At 64.6% G+C, this 12,926-nt stretch carries 10 protein-coding genes and 1 pseudogene; 3 read left to right on the top strand and 8 right to left on the bottom strand.

Annotated elements, in window-relative coordinates:
* Nucleotides 1-37: 37 nt before the first annotated feature.
* The 4 genes from BW11_RS09220 to rpmB all read right to left on the bottom strand — a co-directional run bounded on the left by BW11_RS09220 (nt 38) and on the right by rpmB (nt 4,245).
* Nucleotides 38-640, bottom strand: a complete 603-nt coding sequence (locus BW11_RS09220; protein ID WP_140445459.1) for a nitroreductase family protein — start codon at nt 638-640, stop codon at nt 38-40.
* 144 nt (nt 641-784) lie between these two features.
* Entirely contained in the window at nt 785-1,405 is a 621-nt protein-coding gene (locus BW11_RS09215) for an RsmD family RNA methyltransferase (RefSeq protein ID WP_140445460.1), read from the bottom strand.
* An 11-nt stretch (nt 1,406-1,416) separates the two neighbouring features.
* Nucleotides 1,417-3,912 carry an ATP-dependent DNA helicase RecG gene (locus BW11_RS09210; RefSeq protein WP_140445461.1) on the bottom strand — a complete coding sequence of 832 codons (2,496 nt, stop codon included), beginning with the start codon at nt 3,910-3,912 and terminating at the stop codon, nt 1,417-1,419.
* 138 nt (nt 3,913-4,050) lie between these two features.
* Nucleotides 4,051-4,245: a 50S ribosomal protein L28 gene (rpmB, locus tag BW11_RS09205; protein ID WP_043166896.1), complete on the bottom strand. Its 195-nt coding sequence runs from the start codon at nt 4,243-4,245 to the stop codon at nt 4,051-4,053.
* A 393-nt stretch (nt 4,246-4,638) separates the two neighbouring features.
* Here rpmB and BW11_RS09200 point away from each other — a divergent pair, with 393 nt between their 5' ends.
* The 3 genes and pseudogenes from BW11_RS09200 (at nt 4,639) to BW11_RS09190 (ending at nt 7,824) form a co-directional block, all read left to right on the top strand.
* Nucleotides 4,639-5,793 (top strand): PfkB family carbohydrate kinase, encoded by a 1,155-nt coding sequence (locus BW11_RS09200; protein WP_258175664.1) that lies wholly within the window; start codon nt 4,639-4,641, stop codon nt 5,791-5,793.
* Nucleotides 5,794-6,102: 309 nt separating this feature from the next.
* Nucleotides 6,103-7,392, top strand: a pseudogene (locus BW11_RS09195) (MFS transporter).
* Nucleotides 7,393-7,419: 27 nt separating this feature from the next.
* Nucleotides 7,420-7,824, top strand: coding sequence for a hypothetical protein (locus BW11_RS09190; RefSeq protein WP_140445462.1), 405 nt, complete (start codon nt 7,420-7,422; stop codon nt 7,822-7,824).
* Between the two features lie 15 nt (nt 7,825-7,839).
* Here the strand turns inward: BW11_RS09190 and BW11_RS09185 are convergent, their stop codons facing one another.
* The 4 genes from BW11_RS09185 to BW11_RS09170 all read right to left on the bottom strand — a co-directional run bounded on the left by BW11_RS09185 (nt 7,840) and on the right by BW11_RS09170 (nt 12,349).
* Nucleotides 7,840-9,015 (bottom strand): DUF6429 family protein, encoded by a 1,176-nt coding sequence (locus BW11_RS09185; RefSeq protein WP_140445463.1) that lies wholly within the window; start codon nt 9,013-9,015, stop codon nt 7,840-7,842.
* 238 nt (nt 9,016-9,253) lie between these two features.
* Nucleotides 9,254-9,907: an HAD family phosphatase gene (locus BW11_RS09180; protein ID WP_140445464.1), complete on the bottom strand. Its 654-nt coding sequence runs from the start codon at nt 9,905-9,907 to the stop codon at nt 9,254-9,256.
* Between the two features lie 140 nt (nt 9,908-10,047).
* Entirely contained in the window at nt 10,048-11,307 is a 1,260-nt protein-coding gene (locus BW11_RS09175; RefSeq protein ID WP_140445465.1) for an aminotransferase class I/II-fold pyridoxal phosphate-dependent enzyme, read from the bottom strand.
* Nucleotides 11,308-11,407: 100 nt separating this feature from the next.
* Entirely contained in the window at nt 11,408-12,349 is a 942-nt protein-coding gene (locus BW11_RS09170; protein WP_140445466.1) for a LysR family transcriptional regulator, read from the bottom strand.
* Between the last annotated feature and the right edge of the window lie 577 nt (nt 12,350-12,926).

Here is a 12,926-nt window from a genome sequence, read left to right as displayed (position 1 = left end):
CAGGTGGCTGGTTCCCGGGGAACCAGCCACCCATCGATCACAGACCGAACACCTTGACGCGGGCGTCGGCCGGCTGCTTGTCGACCGGGGCGGCCGGCTGGGCGACGACGCCGAACGGCATCTGGGCCTGCAGCTTCCAGCTCTCCGGCAGGCCGAACTCGGCGGTGACGGCCTCGTCGATCAGCGGGTTGTAGTGCTGCAGGGAGGCGCCGAGGCCCTTGTCGGCGAGCGCGGTCCACACGGCGAGCTGCAGCATGCCGGCGGCGTCACGGGCGAAGCCCGGGAAGTTAGCGGCGTAGGCGGGGATGTTCTCCTGCAGCTGCTTGGTGACGTCCTCGTCGTCGTAGAAGAGCACGGTGCCGTGGCCGGCGGCGAAGGCGTTGATCTTGGCCTCGGTGGCCTTGAACTGCTCATCGTCGTTGACGACCTTGCGCAGGGTCTCCTTGACGATGTCCCACAGCTTCTGGTTGGCGTCGCCGAACAGGACGACGGCGCGCTGCGGCTGGGAGTTGAAGGCGCTCGGCACCTCGACGGTGACCTTCTTGACGAGGTCGGCGATCTCCTGATCGCTGATCGGCGAGGCGTCGGTCAGGGCGTACTGGGAGCGGCGCTTTTCGAGTCCCTCGACGAAGTTCGACATGGTTCATGTCCCTTTCATGTGATCGTGTCCCGGCCCGTCACGATCCAACATCATGAGATATCTCGTTTCGAGCCATCGCTTACGGATACCACGATACGAGATATCCCAGACAGCGCGATCTCGCCCGCGAAAAGCCAACGAGCCTCAGCGCTCGATGTAGAACACGGCCGTCTCGCCGTAGTCACGGCGATCGGTGATGTCCCACCCCTCGGGAGGAACGGGGTCGTCGGAGCGCGCGGAACGCTCCAGCACGATCACCGTGCCTTGGCCGGCCATGCCCGACGCAGCCAGATCGGCGAGCAGTTTCTCGCACGCCTCGGTTTCGAACGCGTAGGGCGGGTCGATGAAGATCACGTCGTACGCGGCGGCCGCGGGCGAGGCCGTCACCACGCCGTCGCCGCCATCGCCCGCAGCATCCCGATGCGCCGGCTCCACGAACTTCTCGGCCTTCGCGCGCACCACGCGGGCCTGAAGATCGGCCGTCCACGCGCGATTGCGCTTCAACGCGCCGAGCGTCTTCGCGATCAGCGCGGCCGCCGGACCGTTCGCCTCGACCGCGACGAGCTCGCGGGCCCCGCGCGAAAGCGCCTCGATGCCGAGCGCGCCCGTACCGGCGAACAGGTCGAGCACGCGGGCGCCGGCGAGCACGCCCCACGAGTCGAGACGCGAGAAGATCGCCTCCTTGGTACGGTCGGTGGTGGGGCGGGTCACGCTTTTCGGCGTGGTCAGCGCCATGCCCTTGAATCGTCCGGAAATCACACGCATGATGATCGACCTTAGTTGGAGGTCAGGAAGGTCTCGTTGCCGCGCGTGAAATCGAGCACGGCACCGGCGAGCTGCGGGTTGCCGGACAGATCCGGGTCGTCGGCGAGCAGACGCTCCGCGCGTTCGCGCGCGTCGACGATGAGATCGGCGTCCTTGACGACGCGCAGCAGCTTGAGGCTGGATTTCGCGCCGGACTGCGCGTCCCCGAGCACATCGCCGGCACCACGCAGCTCAAGATCGGCCTTGGCGATCTCGGCGCCGTCGAGCGAACCGCGGATGACGTCCAGTCGCTGCGCGGCGATCGACCCGGCCTCGGCGCGCGAGACGAGGAACGCCCAGCTGTCGGTGCCGCCGCGCCCGACGCGGCCGCGCAGCTGATGCAGCTGGGACAGGCCGTACCGGTCGGCGTCGAAGATGACGATGCAGCTGGCCTGCCTGACGTCGACGCCCACCTCGATGACGGTCGTGGCGACGAGGATCGGCGTCTCGCCGGATGCGAAGTCGGCCATGACGGCGGTTTTGACGTCGTCCTTGTCGCGTCCGGTCAGAGTCGCGAACCGCACGCCCCGGAACTGCGGCAGAGCCTTGAGCCGCGCGGTGATCTCCGCGACCGAATGCAGCGGCGGTCGGGCGACGGCATCGCCGTTCTCGTCCAGCGCCTCGAACAGGTCGTCGATGCCGTCGTCCGCGTCCGGCGCGTCGTCCGCGGCATCGGTGTCACCGGCACCATCCGCGGCATCGGCACCGTCCGCGTCGATGCGGGCGCACACGATGTACGCACGCTCCCCCGCGTCGATGCGCGAGCGGATGTGCGCGAACATGCGGCCCATCGTCGGGCCGTCCGATTCGTCGACGACGATCGTGCGGATCGGCTTGCGCCCGCCGGGCAGTTCGGTCAGCCACGAGATGTCGAGATCGCCGAACCAGGTCATCGCGGCGGTGCGCGGGATCGGCGTGGCGGTCATCACCAGCAGGTGCGGCACGGTGCCGTCGGCCGATTCGGCACTGAGGGAATCACGCTGTTCGACGCCGAAGCGATGCTGTTCGTCGATGACGACGAGCGCGAGGTTCGGCGCCTGGAACGTCTTGGAGAACGCGGCGTGCGTGGCGACGATGATGCCCGGCTCGCCGCTGGCCGCGGCCGCGAGCGCCTTGCGTCGGGCCGCGAGCCGCATGCCGCCGGTCAGCAGCGTGACCGGCACGTCCAGTCCCTCGACCATCCGGCCGATGGAGTCATGGTGCTGTTCGGCGAGCACCTGCGTGGGGGCGACGAGCACGGCCTGATGCCCCGCTCCGACCGCCTGCATCATCGCGGCGAGCGCGACGACCGTCTTGCCGGAGCCGACCTCGCCCTGCAGCAGACGGCGCATCGGGCGTTCGCCGGACATGTCACGGGCGATGTCGTCGACGACCACACGCTGGCCGTCGGTCAGCGTGAACGGCAGCGAGGCGAGGAACCGGTCGCGCAGGTCGCCCTTGTCCTCCCCCTCACCCTCGTTCAGCGGGCAGGGCGTGGCGGGCGACTGATGCGCGCTGTTGCGCGCCTTGAGCAGGGCGCTCTGGCAGACGAACGCCTCCTCGTAACGCAGCGTCTCGATGCCCTTGTGGAACTGCTCGACCGTCTTGGGGTCGTGGATCGCGCGGAACGCGTCGGCCCGGTGCATGAGACCGCGTGCGGCGCGCACGTCCTCGGGCAGCACGTCGGGGATGGCCTTGGCGAGCGTGCCGGTGAACTCCTCCTCGTCGCCGCGCGACTGCAGGATGATGTCGTCGGTGCCGGGCGCGGCGATGTCGCGTCCGCCGAGCGCCCACATCAGGCTCAGGATGGTCTCGTGGATGCGTTCGCTGGACAGTCGCGCGGACGCGTGATAGACGGGTCGCGGCCGGCAGACGCGTGCAAGACCCTCGATCGGCGAGGGCGCATCGTAGGAGGGCTTGCGCTGAGTGCGCGGGGAGCGGTCGCGCACCTTGCGTTCGATGTCGATGTCCGGGGAGAAGGCGAGCCACGGGTCGGCGGCCCGGGCGGCGCGTGCGGCGCGGGTGCTGCCGCCGAGCGGATTGCCCGGCGCCACGGTGAGGATCTGCGGATGCGTGAACTGCAACTGACCCATGTATTCGCCCGCGGTGCCGGCGACGACCACGGTGGCGCCGTTGGTGAGCCGGGCGGCCATCCAGTCGATGTAGCTGCGTTTGCCGGAGAAGAAGACAAGGCGGGCCCTGCCGGAGGCGACGCCGCGCGTCGCCGCATAGATGGCGTCGTCGACGATGACCTCGAGTCGCAGCATCCGACCGGTCGCCACGCGCGACGAGACGACCGTCGCCACGAACGCCATCGGCTCGCCGATACGCGCCTCGCCTACGGCGCGTGCGGGAACGGGATCGGACACGCGGAACGGATAGTAGGTCAGCGCGTCGCCGATGGTTCTGATGCCGAACGATTTGAGCGTGGACGCACGCCGCTTGTTCGCCAGCAGCGAGGCGACCCGGGTAGCCAGCTTGATGCTCATGGCAATCCATTGTTCCCGCATACGCGGACGGCACCGGCAGACGCCACACTGCTCCCGACCACGCGAGCCTACGCTCATAGCAAAAGCCCCCATCGGCGAACCGATGGGGGCTTCGTAACGCTTATGCTATCGCGCACTTCACGCAACCACGCGCTGGACCTTGCCGGCCTTGAGGCACTTGGCGCACACGGCGATACGGACGTTCTGGCCGTCGACGGTGGTGCGCACCGGCTGAAGGTTCGGGCGGAAGCGACGCTTGTTGCGGATATGCGAGTGAGACACGGTGTATCCGACCTGCGGACCCTTGCCGCACACTGCACAACGAGCTGCCATGATGGACTCCCTTTAACCTTGACTGTCAAGTCTTTTCGCGTTCCGGCCGGACGCGTCTACACACATCGGGCATATGACTATAGGTCTATGCAGATATGCGCCGATTGCATCTAGCCGAACACACAACTTCACGAATATATCCTGAAATGGGGACAAACGCAACCACGGCGTGGTATGCTACCCGCCACGAGCCTCCGATCCGGCGTCAAACCGTCATCGAACCCGCCGGAAAAACGGATCAGCGTCGGGATATTGTCCATTGCGCTTCCAGCGTGTTCGCATAGAATCACGGTAGAACTGAAAGCAGGGGCACAGGCGCACGCAAGGATGCGGAACCTGCAGCACCCGACAACATAAAACATTCGGAGGTTCCACGGGCACAAGGAGGACACGATGCTCGGATTGACAGTCAACGAGGAGACCATGCTCGGCAAGCTCATCGCCAGAAGAAAGGCCGAGGCGGAGGAGGAGCTGCGCCGCCACGAGGAGGAGGAACGCAACCGCGAGCGCGAGGCGAAGGACCACACGCCCTCCGTGATCTCGCTCGGTCAGGTGTGGGTCGACATCATGATGGATGTGGACTCGCTGCCGGCGAGCGGCGGATTCACCGTCGCGGACGCCGCGCATCCGGCGATCGGCGGCAGCTACCGCGTACTCGATGCGGTCAGCCGCATGGGCGTGCCCGCCGAGCACGCGGGCGTCATCGGCAACGGCGTATGGGCGTCGATGATCCGCAAGGCGTACGAGGAGGACGGCATCGTCCACGTCGGACCGAGCCGGCTCGACGTGGATTCCGGATTCCGTCTCGTCTTCCACGACGGCGACGGCCGCAAGACGTTCGTCGCGCACTACGGCGCCGAGGCGCGAGGCGACGAACACACGTTCGACACGCTCGAACCGGGCGCCGGCGACGTGGTCCACATCTCCGGCAACACGCTGCTCGACCACACGGCAGCCGGCATCGACGAATTCATGGACCGCGCCGGCAGCGATCCGAGGAAGCGGCCGTACCACCTCGTCATCAATCCCACGAACACGCTCAAGCTCGTCAACGACCATCTGCTCGAGGATCTGGTGCTGGCCCGCCCGATCTGGTCCTGCAACCGCCAGGAGGCGACGACGCTGGCCGAACGCCTCGGCATCGCCCTCGACGAAGGCGACACCCTCACCGTCGGCGGCGGCTTCGACAAAGCGATGAACGCGCTGTGCGACGCGCTCGGCAACACGCTGCGCGCCCCGCTGATCGTACGCGCGGGCGCACGCGGCGCATGGGTGCGCGAGCCGGGCGGCGACGTGCTGCACGTCGAGGGATACCCGACCAAGGGTGTCCACACGCGTTCCGCCGGCTCCTGCCACACCGGCGCGATGTGCGCGATGCTCGCGAAGGGCTGGTCGCTCGCCGACGCAGTGAACATCGCCAACGCGGCCGCCTCGATCGCCATCCAGCGCTCCCACGCCGGCGTGCCGGTCTGCCCGTCCGCCGACGAGGCCATCCAGCTCGCCGGAGTGGATCCCGAATCGCCGTCCGAATCGCCGTCCTCGCACTGACATGACCATTTCCTAGGCACTTTTCTCACTTCCTAGGCAGGCGGGTGGTCGGCGACCGCGGGAGGCACGAAAGAAACCGTTGGTTTTCCGCGCCTCCCGCGCCGGGCACAGGACGTGATCAGGACGCGACCTGCCTAGGAAACGCAAAATCTGCCTAAGAAACGTCTCCTCTATGCGCCTCTATGCGCCTCGACATAAGTTCATCCTGCGTTCACCTATGCACGGCCCACACCGGTGCCACGCATCCGTACGATTAAAGATGGTCTGGACGTTCCGCCGAACGCCCCACGGATTCGTCGAGGAGTGAACATGTCCGAAAGCACCGCTGCGGCCCTGCCCGCCTCCGCCAGGCTCACCGCACGTGAGAAGAAGTGGATCGTCTACGACGTGGGCAACTCCGCGTTCGTGCTGCTGTCGACCGCCGTCATCCCGATCTACGCGAAGTCGCTGATGCCGGCGGACGGCAACATCGTGTCCGCGTGGGGCTACGCGCAGACGATCGCCTCGCTGGTGATCGCCCTGCTCATGCCGCTGCTCGGCTCGATCGCCGACGTGCAGGGCATGAAGATCAAGTTCTTCCTCGGCTTCTTCGGCACCGGTGTGGTGATGTGCTGCGCGATGGCCCTGCCGCTGACCTGGCTGCCGTTCCTCATCGTCTACGTGCTGGCGACGATCGGCCTGAACGGCTCACTCACGTTCTACGATTCGATGCTCATCGACACGACCTCGAACGAGCGCATGGACAAGGTCTCCTCGCACGGCTACGGATGGGGCTACGTCGGCTCGACGATCCCGTTCATCGCCTGCATCGCCCTGATCTTCGGCGGCCCCTCGCTTCTCGGCTGGTCGACGGCCGCTTGCACGCGCGCCGCGTTCATCATCACGGCCATCTGGTAGGTGGCGTTCACGATCCCGCTCATCACCAGCTACACGCAGGTCCACTACCGCGCCACCCGCGACCACGCCGCCGAGGCCGTGCGCGGCACGTTCACCGAATTGGCCGGCACGTTGCGCAAGCTCGTCAAGAACAAGCCGCTGTGGATGTTCATGATCGCGTTCTTCTTCTACATCGACGCGGTCAACACCGTGATCTCGATGAGCACGTCGTACGGCACGCAGCTCGGCATCGACTCGACGCAGCTGGTCGTCGCGCTGCTGGTCACGCAGTTCGTCGCCTTCCCGTGCGCCATCATCTACGGACGACTCGCCGGCCGCTTCGGATGCAAGCCGATGATCATGGCCGCGGTGGTCGCGTACATGGGCATCGTGTTCTTCGCCACGTTCTTCCTCAAGTCGGCCGTCGAATTCTGGATCCTCGCGATCCTGGTCGGCATGTTCCAAGGCGGCATCCAAGCGCTCTCCCGCTCCTACTACGGCAAGATCATCCCCAAGGAGCACGCCAACGAGTACTACGGACTGTACGACATCTTCGGCAAGACGGCTTCGATCCTCGGCACGTTCCTCGTCGCCACGACCACGACCCTGACCGGCAACGCCTCCCTCGGCGTCCTGTCCATCGCGATCCTGCTCGTCGTCGCCCTCGTCTTCCTGACCCTGCAGAAGGACCCGACACGCACGGCCGCGGCCCGGACCGCCTGATATTCCGGGGACGACTATCTTGGCGTCATGAACGTCATGAACGTCATGAGCGTCATGAACATGCTGCGGGCGATCGCGCGGCATTGGAAGGCGCTGGCGGTCGTCGTCGCGCTCGCCGTCATCGCCACGGACGGCACCGGGTTCACGCACGCGCAGATCGACGACGCGATAGACGCCATGCTTGAAAGCAAGCAGTCGTTGCACGGCTGTTCGATCGACAGCGTCACCTTCGACGAGACCCGCTCGGACGACATGATGCGCTCGGAGGTTCGGATGGTCGAGAACTCGGGCGCGGACAGCGGCTCCTCCGTGTACAGCGCCATCAGGAAGTACGGCATCGACCACGTCGCCGTATTCACCACCGACTACGCCTACGCGCCCGGCTCGCCCGACGCCGAGCGCGGCTGGGTGTACATCGACAGCGGAAGCTGACGCATCAACATGACGTCACAGTGTATCGATCCCTTTCTTCCACTCGACCATGGACTTGTGATCGGGGTGGTTCGGGTCGGTATACGCCTTGAGGAACTCGGCGAACCCCCATGGTCCTCCGACGTCTTCAGGAGGTGCGTCACCCTCACTCCCACAAACCGTGGGATGTTCGATCTCGCTTGTTTTGTTGGTCTTGACAAGCTTGATCTCGTGTTCCCAGTTGTCGCCGTAATCGTACGTGTACAACGCGGTGCGGCTGCGCGGGAACACTTCATCAAGACGCACGGTGTCCGCGTCGGCGGGCGTACGCCGGCTCCAGTAGTCGTCGAACGAATTCTCGTTCGACGAGGACTCCAACTGGTATTTCACACCGCGACTGTTCAGCTGGATGTTCCATAGGTGGTAGTCCTTCCAGTCGAACGCATGCTGGATGGCCATGTGCAGGTCGGTGAAGGACGATCCGGCTGGCATCTCGATTTCACGCCAGCACACCAGTGGCTTGCCGTCAGGTGACGTCGCATCGTATAGACGCAAAGTCACGCGTAACAGGAAGGAACGCGGATCATCGACGTCTACGTACTTCGTGTCAATATGTTCGGCGATATCATCCATCGGTGTTGAATCACCGTAGCTGGCGTATCCGCGGAACTGATCGAGGCCCGAACGATCCGCACGGGATTGGTCGCCATCGCTTTCCAGCATCGTCACCAATCCGTGCGGACCAAAGACGTGTTCGGGATCGTTCCGTTCATCAGAGGGATCGAGGTCAGGACGACCTGCCGCGCGTGCCATCAGCGACATCACCACCATCTGCGCTTCTTGCTCGGTGAGAGTGTCGATGTCTTCCATCATCTCCGCGAACATGTCATGATGCGCATGATGCACACCGTTCGCAGCGCCACCACCGGTCATGATCCGATACCGATCGACCAATGCCTTGGCGAGACCAACTCCCTGCTCCGTCAGATAGACGGACTTGTTGCCCTTGCGCCCCTCTACCAGTTGTTCATCACGTAGCGCATCCACGGCGCCCCAGCTGTAGCTGACCCACGAGCGCAGCAAGGGTTTGGCGCCCTCGGTCTTGGAACTCTCATCCCATGATGTCAGCCACAACAGCATCAGGGTGAGATCCTTGATCATCCCGTCACGCCATGCATCCGATTCGACAGGTGTCTCGCTTGAATTGTCCATTTGTTTCTCCCTTGAAATCGTATCACCGATATGCACCACTGTATAAGGTCTTGATGAGCCAGCCGTGACGACCGTGTTTATAGACGTATTCGGTCAGCTGCAGTAGCCACCGCTCTCGAGCGCAAGCAGATGTACCAATCTGCCAGGGACGTCCCCTACATCGAACTCCGACCGGCATACACGCTCACGAATGAACACCTTGACACGCATCGTATGCTTCATACTCTCATCTTGACTCTCACTGCCCAAGCAGCAGGGGGCGCAGCGTCGCCTCGTCGACGAACCGGATGCCGGTCAAGCCCGGTACGGCGGCCGACGCGGCGTCGGCGTTGCGCTGCTTGTCGTCGACGAACGCGGTATGCTCCGGGTCGACGCCGAACCGCGCGACCGCCCGACGGTAGATCTCCGCGTCGGGCTTGTGGATTTTCTCGGCGCTGGAGACGACCACGTCACGCAGGATGTTCAGTTCTGGAAACAGCTCGCGCGCCACGTCCACGTATTTCACGGTGAAGTTGGTCAACCCCCAGCAACGTACGCCGGCCGCGTCCAGATCGCGCAGCAGCGCGGCCATGCCCGGCAGCATGCCGGCGAGCGCGAGTCGCTGACGCCGGAAATACGCGGCGTACGCCTCCAGGCATGATGACGGATCCGCTTCCTGAGTCACCTGCCGCGGCATGTCCTCCCCGATGCCGTGCCGCGACGCGTACTCGGCGAGGACCTGTTCCTCGCTCCAGCCAAGGTCGGACAGGATGTCGTAATGCCAGAAGCCGAACGGATCGCGCCGGTCGAAGAGCGCGTCGAGCACGTCGTCGGGGAACAGGCCCTCGACGGCGCGTCGCGGCCTCCAGTCGACCAGCACGTCGCAGAAATCGAAGATGATGTCGGTGTACATGCCTGTCAGCTTACAGCGAATCGTTCTCAGTAAGAAATGTGTGAGCCAATCACACATTCCCGCACAATCGCACATGTCGAAAAAGCCCGGAATTTCGCCCTTTCGAAGGCAGGCATGTGCGATTCGCGCACTTCGTGGGCTCACACGTTTGCTATTGAGAATGATTCGCTGCACAGCCCGTCCGCGCACAACGCCTCATACATGCGATCAAAGCACTCCCTGAGCAGCGGGTAGGGCATCGCGAAGTTCATGCGCACGCATCCGGCGCCGCACTCGCCGCACTCGCGTCCGTCGGTCAGGGCGACTCCGGCCTTCTCGAGGAAGTATGCAGCCGGATCGCCAATGCCCAGCGGCGAGAAATCGAGCCACGCGATGTACGTGCCCTGCGGCGGAATGTAGCCCACACGCGTGAAGCGCGTACGCATTTCGTCATTGACCAGCGCGATGTTGCGCTCGATGTACTTCAATACCCCGTCGAACCATGCGCTGCCACCGTCGTAGGCCGCGGTGGTGGCGATCGCGCCGATGGTCGCGGTCTGGTGCTCGGACCATTCCGCGTTGCGCATCCACAGGTCGAGGTCGTCGGGGTTGGTGAGGATCACCTGCGCGCACTTGGTGCCGGGGATGTTGAACGATTTCGAGGCGGATGTGGACGTGAACGCCTGCCTCGCGGTCCGCTCGTCGATCGAGGCGAACGGCACGTGCGCGTACCCCCGGTAGACGAACGGCGCGTGGATCTCGTCGGAGAAGATGCGCACGTCGTACTTCTCCGCGAGATCGGAGATGCGCAGCATCTCGTCGCGCGTGAGCACCTTGCCGATCGGATTGTGGGGATTGCACAGCGTGAACGCGTGACAGCCGGCGGCGAACGCGCGCTCGATCGCGTCGAAGTCGAACAGCCACTCCCCTGACACGTCATCGCGCAGCATCGGGATCTCGATGACGTCGACGCCGTACAGGCGCGGCACGCTCAGGAACGGCATGTAGGCGGGCGTCGGCACGATGATCGAGTTGCCGGCGCGTACGATCTCGCGCAGGAACACCTCGAACGCCTCGAGCACGTCGGGGACCGGGCGGATGACCGCCGGGTTGACGTTCCAGTCGTAGCGCAGCTGCCATGCGGCGCAGGATCGCGCGACCTCCCTCTTCCACGGGTCGGGGATGTAGCCGAGCGCTCCGCGTTCGGTCGCCTGTTCGATGGCCTTGGCGACGCACGGCGCAAGTCCGTAGTCCATCTCCGCGATGAACGCCCCGATGCATCCGGGGTGACGGGTCCACTTGTCCGAACCGATGCGTTCGAGTTCCTCGATGCTCTCCGCGTCGATGCGCGCGGCGTCGAAGCCGCCGTCGGTCTCCGTCTCGTTCATGGGACGGTCGATGATGCTGCTCTTCGTATCCATGACGCCCATTGTTCCCGGCGTGGATCGGCCGCTCAACGACGCCGTTCCCCGGAATCGTGATGGCGTTGGCAATATTGCTTATCGACCCCGTGTCCCGTTCTCAGGCCGGTTTGCCGCCGATCAGGTATCTCAACGCGGTACGCTTCAATTCCTCGATGAGCGGCTGCAAAGCGGGCCGCTTGTCACCGGCGCGCGTGACGACGCCGATCTCGCGCGACGCATAATCGTCCGTGATCGGACAGGCGACAAGGTCCTCGCCAAGATTGATATGCGTGTCCAGTGCCGGCACGAGCGAGACGCCCATACCGACCTCCACGAGGTTCTGCGTCGCCCAATAGTCGTCCGTCGCGTGACGGATGTCCGGGGTGAATCCGGCGCGCGCGGCAAGTTTGACGAGGTTCGCGCGGCAGGTCGCGCAGCCGGCGATCCACGGTTCGTCCCTGGCCGCGGACAATGGCACCGGCGTCCCGTCCGATTCATATGCGCGGGCGATGGCGCTCGAACGTCGCACCAGCAGGCGCAGAGGGTCGGTGCCGAGCGAATGGAAGTCAAGATCGTCGCCGATGGGCAGGAATCCGGGGATGCTGCTGTAACGGAACACGACGGCCGCGTCGGCCTTGCCCTGTGCGATCAGGGCGATCGCCTCGGGCGGCTCCATCTGCGTCAGGCTCAGTTCGATGTCGGTGTACATGCCGAGTTTGACGACCGTGCGCGCCGCGATCGTCGAGCAGATCGACGGAGGCGCGACAAGCGTCAGATGCGCGAATCGTCGCTCCCGATAATCCTTCAGCTCACGTTCCGCACGTTCCAGCCGATCCGCGATCGCCTCGCCGTGACGCGCGAGCATCGCGCCCGTGGCGGTCAGTTCGACCCCATGCGGCGTGCGATCGACCAGCATGGTGCCGCATTGCGATTCCAGCTTCTTGATCTGCTGGCTGATGGCCGGCTGCGACCATCCGGTCGCCTTGGCCGTGGCGGAGAACGAACCGTACTGTTCGATGCGCCACAGGGTGACCAGCGACTGCGGATTGAGGTCGGCCATGCCTGGAACTCCTTGTCCGCCCGATAAGGATCAGGCTGCGGATGCTGCCATTGCCTGTCAGCGTACGTTCTTGCGGGTGTTTTCGATCGGTTTCCGGATAACCGTACAGATACCGATTGTAAGCGTACGTCCCCCGGAAGTTCCCCGGGAATGTCCGGATAACCGTGCGCGGACAATCGTGGATGTGAGTCCCGGGGACACCGTCGACGAAAGTATCCGGCCGAACATAAACATGCCCGTATATGTGTGTACGCATCTCCGGGTATTTCCACAGGTCTTCCGGCCAACCGTACTCCTACCAATCGTAAGCGTACGTTCCTCCGGGTGTTTTCAACCCGTTTCCGGCCAACCGTACTCCTACCAATCGTAAGCGTACGTTCCTCCGGGTGTTTTCAACCCGTTTCCGGCCGAACGTACTCCTACCGACCGTGAGTGTACGTTCCTCCGGAAATCCCCCCAAGAACGTCCGATGGAACGTACTCCTGACCGTTATTACCGGGGCCGGATCCTCCCTGGGGCCGGAAAACAAAGGATCCCCGGGGACTGTGTTGTCCTGCCGGGGATTCCTGGTACGTGT

Origin of the sequence: Bifidobacterium sp. UTCIF-38 (genome assembly GCF_006454495.1) — a bacterium.
In the GTDB taxonomy this organism is placed as follows: Bacteria; Actinomycetota; Actinomycetes; order Actinomycetales; family Bifidobacteriaceae; genus Bifidobacterium; species Bifidobacterium callitrichos.
This window is presented reverse-complemented; position numbering and strand designations above follow the sequence as displayed.